This window comes from Serratia sp. HNCC26DJ206, assembly GCF_057180605.1.
Window position 1 is genome coordinate 18302 of record NZ_JBXUGP010000039.1, and the last position, 15643, is coordinate 33944.

Annotated in this window: 17 protein-coding genes and 1 riboswitch; of the genes, 7 read left to right on the plus strand and 10 right to left on the minus strand. The window is 55.7% G+C overall.

The genetic code is table 11. The features are described 5' to 3' along the window. Nucleotides 1-49 precede the first annotated feature (49 nt). Nucleotides 50-1360, plus strand: coding sequence for a shikimate transporter (shiA, locus tag AC2A1E_RS21035; RefSeq protein ID WP_484385387.1), 1311 nt, complete (start codon nt 50-52; stop codon nt 1358-1360). 212 nt (nt 1361-1572) lie between these two features. On the opposite strand, the gene thiH is transcribed toward shiA, so the two are convergent. The 7 genes from thiH to rsd form a co-directional block, all read right to left on the minus strand. Continuing rightward, nucleotides 1573-2706 carry a 2-iminoacetate synthase ThiH gene (gene thiH, locus AC2A1E_RS21040; protein WP_484385375.1) on the minus strand — a complete coding sequence of 378 codons (1134 nt, stop codon included), beginning with the start codon at nt 2704-2706 and terminating at the stop codon, nt 1573-1575. After that, nucleotides 2706-3485, minus strand: a complete 780-nt coding sequence (locus tag AC2A1E_RS21045) for a thiazole synthase (RefSeq protein ID WP_459400318.1) — start codon at nt 3483-3485, stop codon at nt 2706-2708. Before AC2A1E_RS21045 ends, thiH begins: the two co-directional genes overlap by 1 nt. 1 nt (nt 3486) lies before the next feature. Further along, nucleotides 3487-3687 (minus strand): sulfur carrier protein ThiS, encoded by a 201-nt coding sequence (thiS, locus tag AC2A1E_RS21050; RefSeq protein WP_459400317.1) that lies wholly within the window; start codon nt 3685-3687, stop codon nt 3487-3489. Continuing rightward, nucleotides 3684-4433, minus strand: coding sequence for a HesA/MoeB/ThiF family protein (locus AC2A1E_RS21055; protein WP_484385376.1), 750 nt, complete (start codon nt 4431-4433; stop codon nt 3684-3686). The genes thiS and AC2A1E_RS21055 overlap by 4 nt, the downstream gene beginning before the upstream one ends. Before the next feature lie 4 nt (nt 4434-4437). Continuing rightward, a complete protein-coding gene (gene thiE / locus AC2A1E_RS21060; RefSeq protein WP_484385377.1) occupies nt 4438-5076 on the minus strand; it encodes a thiamine phosphate synthase in 639 nt (212 codons plus the stop codon). Further along, on the minus strand, nt 5069-7012 hold the full coding sequence (thiC, locus tag AC2A1E_RS21065; RefSeq protein ID WP_484385378.1) for a phosphomethylpyrimidine synthase ThiC: 1944 nt from the start codon (nt 7010-7012) through the stop codon (nt 5069-5071). The genes thiE and thiC overlap by 8 nt, the downstream gene beginning before the upstream one ends. 114 nt (nt 7013-7126) lie before the next feature. Then, nucleotides 7127-7250: riboswitch (TPP riboswitch) on the minus strand. 116 nt (nt 7251-7366) lie between these two features. Continuing rightward, nucleotides 7367-7882, minus strand: a complete 516-nt coding sequence (rsd, locus tag AC2A1E_RS21070) for a sigma D regulator (protein WP_484385379.1) — start codon at nt 7880-7882, stop codon at nt 7367-7369. Nucleotides 7883-7982: 100 nt separating this feature from the next. Here rsd and nudC point away from each other — a divergent pair, with 100 nt between their 5' ends. The 6 genes from nudC to AC2A1E_RS21100 all read left to right on the plus strand — a co-directional run bounded on the left by nudC (nt 7983) and on the right by AC2A1E_RS21100 (nt 12369). Further along, on the plus strand, nt 7983-8750 hold the full coding sequence (nudC, locus tag AC2A1E_RS21075; protein ID WP_484385380.1) for an NAD(+) diphosphatase: 768 nt from the start codon (nt 7983-7985) through the stop codon (nt 8748-8750). A gap of 42 nt (nt 8751-8792) precedes the next feature. Next, nucleotides 8793-9857, plus strand: a complete 1065-nt coding sequence (gene hemE / locus AC2A1E_RS21080) for a uroporphyrinogen decarboxylase (RefSeq protein WP_484385381.1) — start codon at nt 8793-8795, stop codon at nt 9855-9857. 17 nt (nt 9858-9874) lie between these two features. After that, nucleotides 9875-10591, plus strand: a complete 717-nt coding sequence (nfi, locus tag AC2A1E_RS21085) for a deoxyribonuclease V (RefSeq protein WP_484385382.1) — start codon at nt 9875-9877, stop codon at nt 10589-10591. An 18-nt stretch (nt 10592-10609) separates the two neighbouring features. Next, a complete protein-coding gene (locus tag AC2A1E_RS21090) occupies nt 10610-11200 on the plus strand; it encodes a YjaG family protein (protein ID WP_484385383.1) in 591 nt (196 codons plus the stop codon). A gap of 189 nt (nt 11201-11389) precedes the next feature. Further along, nucleotides 11390-11662 carry a nucleoid-associated protein HU-alpha gene (hupA, locus tag AC2A1E_RS21095; RefSeq protein WP_012004757.1) on the plus strand — a complete coding sequence of 91 codons (273 nt, stop codon included), beginning with the start codon at nt 11390-11392 and terminating at the stop codon, nt 11660-11662. Between the two features lie 35 nt (nt 11663-11697). Beyond that, entirely contained in the window at nt 11698-12369 is a 672-nt protein-coding gene (locus AC2A1E_RS21100; RefSeq protein ID WP_484385384.1) for a DUF1481 domain-containing protein, read from the plus strand. 57 nt (nt 12370-12426) lie between these two features. Here the strand turns inward: AC2A1E_RS21100 and purD are convergent, their stop codons facing one another. From purD to AC2A1E_RS21115, 3 genes are all read right to left on the minus strand, one after another. Beyond that, on the minus strand, nt 12427-13710 hold the full coding sequence (gene purD / locus AC2A1E_RS21105; RefSeq protein ID WP_484385385.1) for a phosphoribosylamine--glycine ligase: 1284 nt from the start codon (nt 13708-13710) through the stop codon (nt 12427-12429). Between the two features lie 48 nt (nt 13711-13758). Next, on the minus strand, nt 13759-15348 hold the full coding sequence (purH, locus tag AC2A1E_RS21110) for a bifunctional phosphoribosylaminoimidazolecarboxamide formyltransferase/IMP cyclohydrolase (protein WP_459400306.1): 1590 nt from the start codon (nt 15346-15348) through the stop codon (nt 13759-13761). A 51-nt stretch (nt 15349-15399) separates the two neighbouring features. Then, nucleotides 15400-15643 (minus strand): hypothetical protein (locus AC2A1E_RS21115; RefSeq protein ID WP_484385386.1); only part of this gene is annotated, 244 nt, incomplete at its 5' end.

The following is a 15643-nucleotide window of genomic DNA, read 5'->3' on the forward strand; positions in this document are numbered from 1 at the left end:
AGGCATGGATACCTCAACATCAGTTAGTAACAATACCTCTGTGAACGGCATGGTTGCCCCACAAATCCAGTTAAACAGCCATTCTCAAAGCCGCGCGCGCCGTGCAGCGTGGGGCAGCTTTGTTGGCGCAGTGGTCGACTGGTACGATTTCTTACTGTACGGAATAGTTGCCGCTCTGGTATTTAATACCGAATTTTTCCCCCAGGTCAGCCCAACGATGGGAACGCTGGCCGCTTTTGGTACCTTTGGCGTCGGCTTCTTGTTCCGCCCGTTGGGTGGGATCGTGTTTGGCCACTTTGGTGACAAGCTAGGCCGCAAACGCATGCTGATGATTACCGTCTGGATGATGGGGATCGCCACCGCATTGATTGGCCTGTTGCCTTCTTTTGCCTCGGTTGGCTGGTGGGCTCCGGTCATGCTGGTAGTGCTCCGCGCGGTTCAGGGGTTTGCCGTTGGCGGCGAATGGGGCGGCGCTGCGCTGTTGGCGGTTGAAAGTGCGCCAAAAAAGAAAAAAGCCTTTTACAGCAGCGGCGTACAAATTGGCTTCGGCGTCGGGTTGTTATTGGCGACCGGCTCAGTTTCCATTGTGAACCAATTTACCACCAATGATGAGTTCGTAAGCTGGGGCTGGCGTTTGCCGTTCTTATTCAGCTTAGTACTGGTCGCGATTGCCTGGTGGGTGCGTAATGGCATGGATGAGTCGCTGGAGTTTGAAGCCAACAAAACGTTGCAGGACAGAGCCGACAAAATACGCAAGTTCCCGATTTTAGAGGCATTGCGTCAAAACCCTAAGGCATTCTTACTGATTATCGCCTTGCGATTGGGCGAGTTGCTCACGATGTACATCGTGACGGCCTTTGCGCTGAATTACTCCACCACCCACCTTGGCCTGGCGCGCGACATGTTTCTCAACATTGGCTTACTGGTGGGGGCGGTGAGCTGCATCTCTATTCCCTGTTTTGCCTATTTGGCCGATCGCTTTGGCCGACGCCGGATCTATGTAACGGGGGCACTCATTGGCTGCGCCAGCGCAGTACCGTTTTTCATGGCGCTAGAGAGCCGTAATACCCTAATGATTATCTTGTTTGCCATCATGCTCGGCAATGTGGCGCACGATATGCTCGTCAGCGTGCAACAGCCGATGTTTACCGAATTGTTTGGTACCGCCTACCGTTACAGCGGTGCTGGGGTTGGTTATCAGGTCGCCAGCGTCGTCGGTGGTGGTTTCACGCCTTTTATCGCCGTACTGTTGGTGGAGTTTATGGATGGTTCCTGGCATTTGGTCGCCGCTTATCTGGCAATAGGTTGCCTGCTGTCGGCCATTGTAGGGGCGAGCATGAAGCCTCAGGCCACGGATTGATCAAATCAGAAACCGGAGACGCGCGGGGGACATCCGCGCGCTCCGGGGTTTGGTAGGGCAAGGCTATCAAGAGGGGTAGACAGCCTTGGTTGGCCTCGGGTTTGATAACCAACGAAGTCACTATAACGGCGCCAATTTTCTGTTCCAGCCCGGCTTTTTAGCTTTGCGTATGTCTTTCAGCGCTATTGGCTCGCCGATGTAACCGTTGCAGGTTATTGCGCAGCACGCCCCAGATAATCATCCCAATCTTTCCACACCGGCTGCAATCCCGCGGCGCTAATAGCAAGAGCGACCTGTTGCGGTGTCCGGCCATCGTGCGGTTCAAATTGCTCCAGCTCTGCTGGCGTGTCATCGGCGTAACCGCCGGGCTGGGTTTTTGAACCGGCGCTGACGCTATTGATTGCCAGCGGGATCATATGATCGCGGAAGAACGGTGACTCACGAGTCGACAATGACAGCTCGACGTCTGGCGCAAACAAACGGAAAGCGCAGATAAGCTGCACCAGCTGTGGTTCACTCATCACCGAGGCCGGTTCAATACCTCCGGCGCAGGGCCGCAAACGGGGGAACGAGATTGAGTAACGGCTTTGCCAGTAGGTTTGCTGCAAGTAGAACAGGTGTTCGGCCAGCATGTAACAGTCAGTGCGCCAACTGTTGGACAGCCCGATTAACGCGCCAAGGCCGATCTTGTCGATCCCGGCACGGCCCAAGCGATCCGGCGTTGCCAGCCGCCAGTGGAAATCCTGCTTATGCCCACGCAGATGATGCCGTTGGTAAGTGGCAGCATGATAGGTTTCCTGATAAACCATCACCCCATCCAGCCCCAGGGTTTTCAATTCGGCGTACTCATCCTCGGCCAGTGGCTGAACCTCCATCATCAACGAGCTGAAATGGCGGCGGATTTGCGGCAGATGCTGGCGGAAGTAAGCCATACCCACTTTATTCTGGTGTTCACCGGTCACCAGCAGCAGGTGCTCAAAACCCAACGCCTTGATCGCTGCGCATTCCCGTTCGATCTCGTCGCTATCGAGCGTTTTACGCTTGATGCGGTTGCTCATAGAGAAACCGCAGTAAGTACAGTCGTTGGCGCACAGGTTAGAGAGATATAACGGCACGTAAAAGCTGACTACGTTACCAAAACGCTGGCGCGTCAGTTGCTGTGCGCGCTGCGCCAGCGGTTCCAGATAAGGAGCGGCGGCGGGGGAGATCAGCGCCATAAAGTCATCGCGCGTCAGCTTCTGTGCATTAAGTGCCTGTTCAACATCGCGCGCGGTTTTGCTGTTGATACGCAGTTGAATATCATCCCAATCTAGCTGTTGCCAGCGGCTACTGAAATCATCACTCATCAGCGTATCTCCTCTGATTGGCTGAGAAACGCGGTCAGCGGGCTGGATGCAACGGCAATCCGCTGGCGATGGCCCAATCCGGCGCGGCGTGCCAACTCACCGGCTTCCAGCGCTAGCCGGAATGCCTGTGCCATTTGCACCGGATCGCGTGCCACGGCGATGGCGGTATTGACCAGCACCGCATCGGCACCTAATTCCATGGCTTCCAGCGCATGGCTTGGCGCACCGATACCGGCATCGACCACCACCGGCACCTTGGCTTGTTCGATGATGATTTCAAGGAAATCACGGGTCAGCAGGCCACGGTTAGAACCAATCGGCGCCCCGAGTGGCATGACCGCTGCACAGCCGGCTTCTTCTAACCGCTTGCACAATACCGGGTCGGCACCGCAGTAGGGCAACACGACGAAGCCTTCTTTAACCAGAATTTCTGCGGCTTTTAAGGTTTCGATCGGATCTGGCAGCAGGTATTTCACATCCGGGTGGATTTCCAGTTTTACCCAATGAGTACCGAGCGCTTCCCGTGCCAATCTGGCGGCAAACACCGCTTCGGCGGCGGTTTTAGCGCCGGAGGTATTCGGTAGCAGCTTCACACCCAACTGTTGCAGCGGTGCCAGAATGGCATCGTTACCGCCGCGTAGATCGACGCGTTTCATTGCCATGGTGACCAACTGGGAGCCGGATGCTTGCAAAGCTGCCAGCATTAAGGCCGGGGTGGCGAATTTGCCAGTGCCGGTAAACAGGCGTGAAGTAAAAGTGGTATCGGCGATTTGCAGCATATCAGCCTCCGGCAATCGCTTGAAACAGCAGGATATCATCACCGTCCTGTACCTGGCGGCTTGCCCAGTCGGCGCGTGGGATGATGGTCTGGTTAATGGCCAGCGCGGTGCCTGGCTGGTGGCGATCCAGTTGTTCGAGCAGGGCGGTGACGCTTAAGGCTTGCGCCAACTCCAACGGCTGGTCATTCAGCGTGATTTTCATGCGACACCTCGGCAAACTGGGCAATTGCTGGCTTGGCTGAGTTGCAAGGTGCTCCAGCTCTGCTGTTTGCCGTCGAACAAACGCAGCTTGCCGCTGAGGGGTGAAGCCATTCCTGCCAGCATTTTGATCGCCTCCAGCGCCTGGAGCGTGCCGATCACCCCTACCACAGGGCCGAGCACGCCCGCCGTCCGGCAGTTACGCTGTGGTTCGGTTTGTTCAGGGTAGAGGCAGGCATAGCAGCCTTGGGCATATGGTGGTTCGATCACCAGCAACTGGCCGCTGAAGCCTACCGCGCTGCCGCTGATCAAGGGCTTGCCGATGGCCACACAGGCGGTATTAACCGCGTGGCGGGTCGCCATATTGTCACTGCAATCCAGCACCAGATCGGCACGCGCCACGGCTTCCCTGAGTATTGAACCCTGTAAGCGCTGTTCCAGCGTGATACAGGCTACCAGCGGGTTCAGCGCCTGTAATTGACGTTGGGCTAACCGCGCTTTGCCTTGGGGAACTTCGTTACTGCGATAAAGGATTTGCCGCTGCAGGTTAGTGATATGCAACTGATCGTCATCAGCCAACAGCAGCGTGCCGACGCCTGCGGCGGCCAGATACAGTGCTGCCGGAGAGCCTAAACCCCCTAGACCGACTATCAGCACCGTGGATTGCTTTAGCTTTTGCTGGCCTTCTGGGCCAACGTCCTCTAGCAGCAACTGGCGGCTGTAACGCAGAAATTCCTGATCGTTGAGCATCGCATTACTCCTTGCCTTCAATCAGTTTCAGCAACTGCGCCGCGGCTATACGCCAATCCGCTGCCTGGGTGATGGCGCTAACCACCGCCACGCTGCCTACGCCGCACTCGAGTACGGCAGGCACACGATCGAGGCTGATCCCGCCGATCGCCACCGTCGGGTAATCTTGTAATCCGGCGATATGGCGTTTCAGCTCAGCCAGTCCTTGCGGTGCGGAAGGCATCTCTTTGGTTTGGGTGGGGAAGATATGCCCAAGCGCAATGTAGGAAGGTTTTACCGCGATGGCCCGGGCGATCTCTGCGTCGTCATGGGTTGATACCCCCAGGCGCAATCCGGCCCGATGAATGGCAGCCAGATCGGTAGTCTCCAGATCCTCCTGCCCCAAGTGAACACCATAGGCACCGTGTTTAATCGCCAAGCGCCAGTAGTCGTTGATAAACAGCCGTGCACGGTATTGCTTGCCAAGCGCAATAGCGGCGGCAACGTCGGTTTCAACCTGTTCGTCCGGCAGATCTTTGATGCGCAACTGAATGGTGGTTACGCCTGCATCCAGCAGGCGGGCAATCCATTCAACGCTGTCGACCACCGGGTAAAGCCCCAGTTTGTGCGGGGTGGCAGGAAAGGGCGTGGTGATTTCAGTCATTGTTCACCTCTTCCTGTAGGTTAGATGCGCTGTGGTACAGTTCGCTGCCGCGTGAGCGGAATTCGGCGGACATTTTCTCCATGCCGGAAAGCTGGACTTCGACCGGTTTGGCGGCTTCTTGTGCGGCAGCGTAATCGCGCACTTCCTGCGAGATTTTCATTGAGCAGAATTTCGGCCCGCACATGGAGCAGAAGTGCGCGATCTTGCCGGACTCCTGCGGCAGGGTTTCGTCGTGGTAAGCGCGGGCAGTGTCTGGATCTAACGCCAGATTGAACTGATCTTCCCAACGGAATTCGAAACGCGCTTTGGACATGGCGTTATCACGGATCTGCGCACCCGGATGGCCCTTCGCCAGATCGGCAGCGTGGGCCGCGATCTTGTAGGTGATCAGCCCTTGCTTCACGTCTTCCTTGTTTGGCAGGCCGAGGTGCTCTTTTGGCGTGACGTAGCACAGCATTGCGCAGCCGAACCAGCCGATCATGGCGGCGCCAATCCCCGAGGTGAAGTGGTCGTAGCCTGGAGCAATATCGGTGGTCAATGGGCCAAGGGTATAGAACGGTGCTCCGTGGCAATGCTCCAACTCTTCGGTCATGTTACGGCGGATCATCTGCATCGGCACGTGGCCTGGGCCTTCGATCATCACCTGCACATCATATTCCCAGGCGACTTTGGTCAGTTCACCCAACGTGTGCAGTTCGGCAAACTGGGCTTCGTCGTTGGCATCCTGAATTGAGCCTGGGCGCAGGCCGTCGCCGAGCGACAGGGCAACGTCGTAAGCGGCGCAGATTTCGCAGATTTCACGGAAGTGCTGATAGAGGAAGTTTTCCTGATGGTGCGACAGGCACCACTTCGCCATGATCGAACCCCCGCGTGACACAATGCCGGTCAGGCGTTTGGCGGTCATTGGCACATAGCGCAGCAGTACGCCCGCGTGGATGGTGAAGTAGTCCACGCCCTGTTCCGCCTGTTCCAGCAGAGTATCGCGGAACATTTCCCAGGTCAGATTCTCCGCCACGCCATTCACTTTTTCCAGTGCCTGATAGATCGGCACGGTGCCAATCGGCACCGGGCTGTTACGCAGGATCCATTCACGGGTTTCGTGGATGTAGCGGCCGGTGGAGAGATCCATCACGGTATCCGCACCCCAACGGGTAGACCACACCAGCTTTTCGACTTCTTCTTCGATCGACGAAGTGACCGCCGAATTGCCGATATTGGCATTCACCTTCACCAGGAAATTACGGCCAATGATCATCGGCTCGGATTCCGGGTGGTTGATGTTGGCAGGGATGATGGCGCGGCCAGCGGCCACTTCCTGGCGCACAAATTCCGGCGTGATGTTTTCCGGCAGATTGGCACCCCAGTTCTGGCCTGGGTGCTGCTGGCGTAACACCTCGCCACGAATGCGCTCACGGCCCATATTTTCGCGGATGGCAATAAACTCCATCTCTGGCGTAACGATACCGGCGCGAGCATAGTGCAACTGGGTGACACATTTGCCGGGTAAGGCCTTGCGTGGCAACGGTAAGTGTTCGAAACGCAGATGATCCAGCCCTTCGTCCGCCAGTCGTTGTTGGGTAAAGCCGGAACTGACGCCACTCAATGTTGCAGTATCGGCACGCTCTTCAATCCAGCCTGCCCGCAGTTTTTCCAGGCCGCGATGGACATCCAGTGTGGCGTGCGGATCGCCGTAAGGGCCCGCAGTGTCATACACCGGGATCGCCTCATTCTGTTCATACTGCGGGTTATCTTTGTTGCCGCCGGTAAGCGTTGGGCTAAGCTGGATTTCACGCATCGGAACACGGATGTCGCTGCGTGAACCTTGCAGATAGATACGGTGAGAGTTGGGGAAAGTCACGCCTTGTAAGGCATCGATAAACTGCTGCGCTTCGTCGCGCTGCTGTTTGCGGGCACGGGGCTGTTTCATCGTAGACATAGCAAATTCCTATCAGTGGGTGATGTTTGGAAAATTGCTTGTCTGGAGCTCGGAGGGAGTAATGGTGTTGGCCAAGAAAGCAGCGAGATCCTGGATCGGGTAAGCTGTGTTCGGCGATAGATTACTCTTGTTCCCTTCGCGGGTCTTAACCCGATCAGGTTCCGCGGATCCCGAATTAACGGTCTCAGCCTGGCTAATTTGTTAAACAGATCAGCGCTAGGCACTCCGACAAGAAGCGTCCAGTATAGGAGGGTGAATAAAAACTACAAGCCTACCCGTGATCTTTCATGCTGAGGTGTTGTGGGCGGTGCGAGGTGACTCAGCCCGTCCGTGGGCCAACGTTTATTGATGGGATCAGGCGCGGTTTTCCAGCGAATCGGCGTTGGAAGCTCCTGGCTGAGCTTGCTGTAAGGTTTCTGCAGCCAGTTGAATCAGGTGATCCTCTAGGGCAAAGCGTGACGCCAAGGCTTCGCCGATATCTGACAGTGCCTGATGAAATTCCAGACAGACGTCCTGATCGATATCCACTTCGGTATAGCGATCGTGGAACGCCATGATCGTTTCGGTATTGGCCTGTAGCTTCGGGTAGAACTTAGTGGTCAGCGCCATTTTGGGGCTGGCTGAGCCTTCCACCTGCTTGATAATTTCGCCATAGATGTGAAAATGCCCGTCAGAGAGATAATCCACCAGATTCTGGCAAAAGTTCTCCAGCGCTTTTTCATTCAGCGGCGTATGCTTTTCTTTGTTCGGTTTGATGCCTACCAAGGTGCAATAGGCGACCAGTAATTGCTTGCGTGCCTGTAGCCATTGATCAACTAATTCATTACTGCCACCAACGCGTTGAGTCAGGTTTTCCAACTTATTGAGCATGTTTGACTCCGTGAGTAATAGAAAGAAAACAGTAATTTATTAAAATCTAACAAAGAACAATTCCTAGATTGCCAGTGAAGCAGAGGTTGTGCAACAACATATGGAACTTGCATTAACGGGTAACGAAAATGGCTGGTGGATCGTCAGCCATGAAAGCAAAATTTGGCTGCCGAAAGGTGAGTTGCCGTTGGGTTCAGCGGCGTCATATTCACTGTTGGGCCTACAGGCTCGCCAGATTGGTGAATGGGAAGGGGTACCGGTATGGCTGGTATGCCAGCCGATGCCGAGAGAGATGGGCTCTGTGCGACAATTGATCGATCTCGATCGCGGCCTGTTCCAACTGGCCGGGCGTGGTGTGCAACTGGCCAACTTTTACCGCTCACATAAGTTTTGTGGCTATTGCGGCCATGAAATGGTGCTCAGCCGCACCGAAAGCGCCTGCCTGTGCAATCACTGCCGTGAACGCTATTACCCGCAAATTGCGCCTTGCGTGATCGTCGCCATCCGCCGTAATGATGAGATCCTGCTGGCACAGCACGTGCGCCACCGCGGCGGCATCCATACCGTGTTGGCCGGGTTTGTGGAGGTGGGGGAAACGCTGGAGCAGGCGGTAGCACGTGAGGTGATGGAAGAAAGCAATATCGCTATCACCAACCTGCGTTATGTGACATCTCAACCCTGGCCGTTCCCACATTCGCTGATGATGGCCTTTATGGCAGATTATCAGAGCGGTGAACTGCGTCACGATCCGAAAGAGTTGCTCAACGCAGGCTGGTATCGCCACGACCAATTGCCGTTGTTACCACCACCGGGCACCGTGGCGCGCCGGTTGATCGAGGATACCGTGGCGCTGTGTCGGGCAGAATAGAATCATGTACAATGGCGCCAGATGATTACGGGAGCCTGATAAATGAATGAGTTGAAGAACGATCGTTACCTGCGTGCTTTGCTGCGCCAGCCAGTGGATGTGACTCCTGTGTGGATGATGCGTCAGGCCGGTCGTTATTTGCCGGAGTACAAGGCCACGCGTGCCCAGGCCGGTGATTTTATGTCGCTGTGCAAAAATGCGGAGCTGGCCTGCGAAGTGACGTTACAGCCGTTACGTCGCTATGCGCTGGATGCCGCCATTCTGTTCTCCGACATTCTTACCATTCCCGACGCCATGGGCCTGGGGCTCTATTTCGAAGCCGGTGAAGGGCCACGCTTTTCATCCCCGATTACCTGCCGTGCCGACGTAGACAAGCTGCCAGCGTTTGATCCGGAAGATGAACTGGGTTACGTGATGAATGCGGTGCGTACCATCCGTCGTGAGCTGAAAGGCGCAGTGCCGCTGATCGGTTTCTCCGGCAGCCCGTGGACGCTGGCTACTTATATGGTGGAAGGTGGCAGCAGCAAGGCGTTTACCAAGCTGAAGAAGATGATGTACGCCGAGCCACAAACGCTGCATCTGTTGCTGGATAAGCTGGCAGACAGCGTCATTCTGTATCTCAATGCCCAGATCAAAGCCGGTGCGCAATCGGTGATGGTGTTTGATACCTGGGGCGGCGTGCTGACCGGCCGCGACTACCTGGAGTTCTCGCTGCATTACATGCATAAAATCGTTGATGGTCTGCTGCGTGAAAACGACGGCCGCCGGGTGCCGGTGACTTTGTTCACCAAAGGCGGTGGCCAGTGGTTGGAAGCGATGGCTGCGACCGGCTGTGATGCGCTGGGCCTGGATTGGACCACGGATATCGCCGAGGCGCGCCGCCGTGTGGGCCATCAGGTTGCGCTGCAGGGCAATATGGATCCTTCCATGCTGTATGCCGCGCCGGAACGAATCGCGCAGGAAGTGGAAACCATCTTGGCTGGCTTTGGCCACGGCGAAGGGCACGTCTTTAACCTGGGTCATGGCATCCATCAGGATGTGCCGCCAGAGAATGCGGGTGCCTTTGTCGAAGCAGTGCACGCGCTTTCGGCTAAATACCATCGCTGAGCCGGTAAGGAGACGCTGTGATTGATACTCAGGCCCTGCGGACGGAGCAGTTACAGCGTGCGGGGGACGTCATTCGCCACGATGATTTTCTGCAAAACCCTCCCGCTTTTATTGCCGGTGCCGATGTCGGTTTTGAGCAAGAAGGCGCGGTAACACGCGCTGCCATTGCGATTCTGCGCTATCCTTCTTTGCAACTGGTGGAATACCGGGTGGCGCGCATCAATACCACCATGCCCTATATCCCCGGGTTTCTTTCGTTTCGTGAGTATCCGGCGTTGCTTGCCGCGTGGGAGCAACTGCAACAGAAACCCGACCTGATCTTCGTCGATGGGCATGGCATTTCGCACCCGCGGCGTTTGGGCGTGGCTAGCCACTTTGGCTTGATGGTGAATGTGCCGACGATCGGCGTGGCCAAAAAGCGCTTGTGCGGCACCTTTGCCCCGCTTGATACGGCGGTTGGTGCGTTGGCAGCGCTGGAAGACAAGGGCGAGCAGCTTGGTTGGGTGTGGCGCAGCAAGGCGCGCTGCAATCCGTTGTTTATTGCCACCGGCCACCGCGTGAGTACGGCGAGTGCACTGGCTTGGGTGCAGCGCTGTATGGCAGGGTATCGTTTGCCGGAGCCCACGCGTTGGGCTGATGCCATCGCTTCGCGCCGTCCGGCCTTTGTACGCTGGCTACAGCAGCATCCAGAGATGTCGACCTGCGCGATTTCGGGTACACTGCGCGGCAGATAACGAGTAAGAGAGTACACAATGCTACGTAACCCCATTCATTTACGCTTGGAAAAGCTCGAAAGCTGGCAACATTTGACCTTTATGGCGAGTTTGTGCGAGCGTATGTACCCGAATTACCAGATGTTCTGCCTGCAAACCGAGTTCGGCGATCCGGCGATTTATCGCCGTATTCTGGATCTGGTGTGGGAGACGTTGGTGGTAAAAGATGCCAAGGTCAACTTTGACAGCCAACTGGAAAAGCTGGAAGAGGCGATCCCGTCGGCAGAAGATTACGATCTTTACGGCGTTTACCCAGCAATTGATGCCTGCATTGCATTAGGTGAACTGATCCATTCGCGCCTTAGCGGAGAGACGCTGGAGCACGCCATTGCCATTAGCGAAACCTCAATTCGCACCGTGGCGATGTTGGAAATGACCCAGGCTGGCAAAGAAATGACCGACGAAGAGCTGAAAATTCTGCCTGCCGTTGAAGAAGAATGGGACATCCAATGGGAGATTTTCCGCCTGTTGGCCGCCAGTGAAGAGCGCGATTTGGATCTGATCAAAGGGTTACGATCTGACCTGCGTGAGGCGGCGGTAAGCAACATCGGGATAAATTTAACGCAATAAGGCAAGAAAACGTGATTTAACGCCTGATTTGTCATGCCTTAAGGCTTCACATCCGCACCCTGTCTGGTCTACATTTGGGGGGCGAAAAAAAAGTGGCTATCGGTGCGTGTATGCAGGAGAGTGCTGTCAATCGGCATATCCGTCGCACTCGATGCTTTGCAAACGATAAACACACTGTAAGGATAACTTATGAACAAGACTCAACTGATTGATGTAATCGCGGACAAGGCTGACCTTTCCAAAGCACAAGCTAAACTGGCTCTGGAGTCTACCTTGGCTGCTATTACTGAGTCTCTGAAAGAAGGTGATGCAGTACAATTGGTTGGTTTCGGTACTTTCAAGGTAAACCATCGTAACGAGCGCACTGGCCGCAACCCACAGACTGGTAAAGAAATCAAAATCGCAGCTGCTAATGTGCCTGCGTTCGTTTCTGGCAAAGCACTGAAAGACGCAGTCAAATAAGACGCGTGTTGGTGAAAAGATTAAACAGAGGGGCGATGGCGCCCCTTTTGTTTGCCCGCCGGGTACTCATGGTGGTTGCCGTGATCGGCGGCCTGAGCGCCTGTAGTTTTCGTTCTACCCCTCCTTCATTTACTGCCAGCGGTTTTGTTGCCGATCAGGGAGTCATCCGCCTGTGGCGAAAAGACGATAACCAGCAGCGCCCGATGGTGCTGATGAGCGTCTATAGCCCTTATCGTGGGCCGGGGACGATAACTACCCTGTATGAATATCAGAATGGTGTACTGCGCCAGATCAGACGTACCGATGCTGACGGCGATAAGGACTCGATTCAATTACGCTTTACCAACGATGGTACGGTCAGCTTTATGCAGCGCCAATTGGCGACGCGGCGCGAAAAACTGTCCAGCGACGATATCGCACTCTACCAATATCAGGCTCGCCGCATTCTGGAAGTGAGCGATGCCCTCAATGCTGGCCGGGTAAGGCTGTTGCAGGGGCGTTGGCAGCAGGGGAATGTGCAGTCGTGCCGTGGCGAAATGCTGAAACCAGACTTTGGCAAGCAGGCTGAGGCCTGGATTGCGCAGCGTGCTGCCAACAGCAGCCAACCGGTGAGCATAGCCTGGCTGGATGGGCCGGACGGACGTGAATTGCTGCTGGTGGCGAACGACGATTTCTGTCGTTGGGAACCCACAGAAGATTCGCTTTAGAAAAACCAATAAAAAAGGCTCTGCGAACAGAGCCCTCTCGTTTTACCTTGGTCGAGCTTATTTGCCACGCGCAATCGCGCGGTAGCCAATATCTTTGCGGCAGAAGCAGCCTTGCCACTGAATATTTTCCGCTAACTGATAAGCCCGTTGCTGTGCTTCAGCCACCGTTGCACCCAAGGCCGTCACGCACAATACGCGGCCGCCGCTGGTGACAACATCATTCCCTTGCAGACGCGTACCAGCATGGAACACTTTCCCATCAGCACTGTGCTGCTGCGACAAACCATGGATCACATCGCTATTGCGGTAATCACCAGGGTAGCCCCCGGCAGCCAGGACTACGCCTAAAGCAGGACGCTCGTCCCACTCGGAGGTTTTCTCACTAAGCCTGCCTTCGGCACCCGCCAGACACAGTTCAACCAGATCGGAACGCAGGCGTAACATGATTGGCTGAGTTTCCGGATCGCCAAAGCGGCAGTTGAATTCAATCACCTTAGGTTGACCGTCGGCATCAATCATCAGGCCAGCATACAGGAAGCCCACGTAAGTATTGCCTTCTGCCGCCATGCCGCGCACGGTTGGCCAGATCACCTGATCCATCACGCGCTGATGGATTTCATCGGTGACCACCGGAGCCGGTGAGTAAGCCCCCATGCCGCCGGTATTCGGGCCGGTATCGCCATCGCCCACGCGCTTGTGATCCTGGCTGGTGGCCATCGGAACCACGTTTTCGCCGTCCACCATCACGATAAAGCTGGCTTCTTCGCCTTCAAGGAATTCTTCAATCACAATGCGGTGCCCGGCGTCGCCAAAGGCATTGCCCGCCAGCATATCCTGAATGGCGTCTTCTGCTTCTTGCAGCGTCATGGCAACGATCACGCCTTTACCGGCTGCCAAGCCGTCAGCTTTGATCACGATCGGCGCACCTTTGCTGCGTACGTACGTCAGCGCAGCGTCCACATCGGTGAAGTTCTGGTATTCCGCGCTTGGGATCGCATGGCGAGCCAGGAAATCTTTGGTGAACGCTTTGGAGCCTTCTAACTGGGCGGCTGCCTGCGACGGACCAAAAATTTTCAGACCAGCGGCCTGAAAAGCATCAACCACGCCAATCACCAGCGGGGCTTCAGGGCCAACAATGGTGAGACCGATAGCATGGCTTTTGGCAAAGGCCAGCAGTGCCGGGATATCGGTTGGGGCGATATCAATGTTGGTCAGGTTGACTTCCAATGCCGTGCCCGCATTGCCCGGCGCAACGTAAACCTTATCCGCCAATGGTGATTGGGCCGCTTTCCAAGCCAACGCATGTTCGCGCCCGCCGTTACCGATAATCAGAATATTCATCAGGTGCTCCATAAACAGCGTGCGCTTTGGCGCACGCAGCGAAAGGGATTAATGGCGGAAATGACGCATGTCGGTGAAGATCATCGCAATACCGTGCTCATTGGCAGCGGCAATCACTTCGTCATCGCGGATCGAACCGCCTGGCTGGATAACGCAGGTAATACCTACTGCGGCGGCGGCGTCGATACCGTCACGGAACGGGAAGAAAGCGTCAGACGCCATGGCGGAGCCGGGTACTTCCAAGCCTTCGTCAGCGGCTTTGATACCCGCAATCTTGGCCGAGTAAACGCGGCTCATCTGGCCCGCCCCGATGCCGATGGTCATGTTGTCACGCGCATAAACAATGGCGTTGGATTTAACGAACTTAGCCACTTTCCAGCAGAACAGCGCATCACGCAGTTCCTGAGCGGTTGGCTGACGTTCAGAAACCACGCGCAGATCGCCTTCAGCCACCATGCCCAGATCGCGATCCTGCACCAGCAGGCCACCGTTGACGCGTTTGAAATCCAGACCGGCAACGCGTTGCTGCCACTGGCCACAGGCCAGTACGCGCACATTCTGTTTGGCTGCTAGCAGAGAGCGAGCTTCGTCACTGATGCCTGGTGCGATGATCACCTCAACGAACTGGCGGCTGATGATCGCTTTCGCTGTCTCAGCATCCAACTCACGGTTGAAAGCGATGATGCCACCAAAGGCAGAGGTGGGATCGGTCTGGTAGGCACGATCATAAGCAGCGAACAGGCTTTCGCCGATCGCCACACCACAAGGATTAGCGTGTTTGACGATCACGCAGGCCGGCTCGGCAAACTCTTTCACACATTCCAGCGCAGCGTCGGTATCGGCGATGTTGTTGTAAGAGAGAGCCTTGCCTTGCAGCTGTGCGGCGGTGGCGACGGAGGCTTCCTGCAGGTTCTCTTCTATATAGAAGGCGGCTTGCTGGTGGCTGTTCTCGCCGTAGCGCATATCCTGCTTCTTGATGTAGTTCAGGTTCAGGGTGCGTGGGAAGCGGCCAGAAGGCTGCTCAGTTTCGCCGTGATAGGCCGGAACCAGAGCACCAAAGTAGTTGGCGATCATGCTGTCGTAAGCTGCGGTATGCTCAAAGGCCTTGATCGCCAGATCGAATCGGGTTGGATAGCGCAGCGAGCCCGCATTGTTATCCATTTCTGTAATGATGGCGGCGTAGTCGCTGCTCTTCACCACGATAGCGACATCTTTATGGTTCTTGGCGGCAGAGCGCACCATGGTTGGGCCACCGATATCGATATTCTCAACGGCATCCTCCAATGAACAATCTGGACGAGCTACGGTTTGGGCGAAGGGATACAGATTCACTACCACCATATCGATCGGTTTGATCGCATGTTGCTCCATGATGGCATCATCCTGGCCACGACGGCCCAGAATACCGCCATGCACTTTCGGATGCAGGGTCTTCACTCGTCCATCCATCATTTCCGGGAAACCGGTGTAGTCAGAAACTTCGGTAACGGGCAGACCGGCATTCGCCAGCAGGCGGGCGGTGCCGCCGGTGGATAGCAGTTCTACGCCTCTCTGGGAGAGTGCTTCGGCGAATTCAACGATACCGGCTTTATCAGACACGCTGAGCAGAGCCCGGCGGATTGGACGAGGTTGTTGCATGGTTTTATCCCTTGGCTTTGAGTCGCAATATAAAGAGCGTTACGTGAATCTCTACCTTCTTTCCTTATATATAGAAAGGGCAGGAACAGATTCAGGTAACGCCCCCGTAGTAAAAAGGGGGGATCGTTTTGTCGCGGGAATTGTAGCGAAAACGTTTGCGCGGTGCTCGTAAATTTTCCGAGCAAATGCGCTCTGTGGATAAGTTAGTGCATAACCGGGTATAAGGACGGGTTTTGCTGTGGAATGCAGCAAACGGTGTTTTTTATCGAAAATACCTGTTGCGGCCTGCGTGGAA

Bases quoted from the DNA above. Each gene is read 5' to 3' on its own strand.
- hemE (WP_484385381.1), top strand. From the start codon at position 8,793: ATGAATGAGTTGAAGAACGATCGTTACCTGCGTGCTTTGCTGCGCCAG.
- thiH (WP_484385375.1), bottom strand. From the start codon at position 2,706: ATGAGTGATGATTTCAGTAGCCGCTGGCAACAGCTAGATTGGGATGAT.
- hupA (WP_012004757.1), top strand. From the start codon at position 11,390: ATGAACAAGACTCAACTGATTGATGTAATCGCGGACAAGGCTGACCTT.
- AC2A1E_RS21100 (WP_484385384.1), top strand. From the start codon at position 11,698: ATGGCGCCCCTTTTGTTTGCCCGCCGGGTACTCATGGTGGTTGCCGTG.
- thiE (WP_484385377.1), bottom strand. From the start codon at position 5,076: ATGACTGAAATCACCACGCCCTTTCCTGCCACCCCGCACAAACTGGGG.
- AC2A1E_RS21055 (WP_484385376.1), bottom strand. From the start codon at position 4,433: ATGCTCAACGATCAGGAATTTCTGCGTTACAGCCGCCAGTTGCTGCTA.
- shiA (WP_484385387.1), top strand. From the start codon at position 50: ATGGTTGCCCCACAAATCCAGTTAAACAGCCATTCTCAAAGCCGCGCG.
- purH (WP_459400306.1), bottom strand. From the start codon at position 15,348: ATGCAACAACCTCGTCCAATCCGCCGGGCTCTGCTCAGCGTGTCTGAT.
- rsd (WP_484385379.1), bottom strand. From the start codon at position 7,882: ATGCTCAATAAGTTGGAAAACCTGACTCAACGCGTTGGTGGCAGTAAT.
- nudC (WP_484385380.1), top strand. From the start codon at position 7,983: ATGGAACTTGCATTAACGGGTAACGAAAATGGCTGGTGGATCGTCAGC.
- AC2A1E_RS21045 (WP_459400318.1), bottom strand. From the start codon at position 3,485: ATGCTGCAAATCGCCGATACCACTTTTACTTCACGCCTGTTTACCGGC.
- purD (WP_484385385.1), bottom strand. From the start codon at position 13,710: ATGAATATTCTGATTATCGGTAACGGCGGGCGCGAACATGCGTTGGCT.
- thiS (WP_459400317.1), bottom strand. From the start codon at position 3,687: ATGAAAATCACGCTGAATGACCAGCCGTTGGAGTTGGCGCAAGCCTTA.
- thiC (WP_484385378.1), bottom strand. From the start codon at position 7,012: ATGTCTACGATGAAACAGCCCCGTGCCCGCAAACAGCAGCGCGACGAA.
- AC2A1E_RS21090 (WP_484385383.1), top strand. From the start codon at position 10,610: ATGCTACGTAACCCCATTCATTTACGCTTGGAAAAGCTCGAAAGCTGG.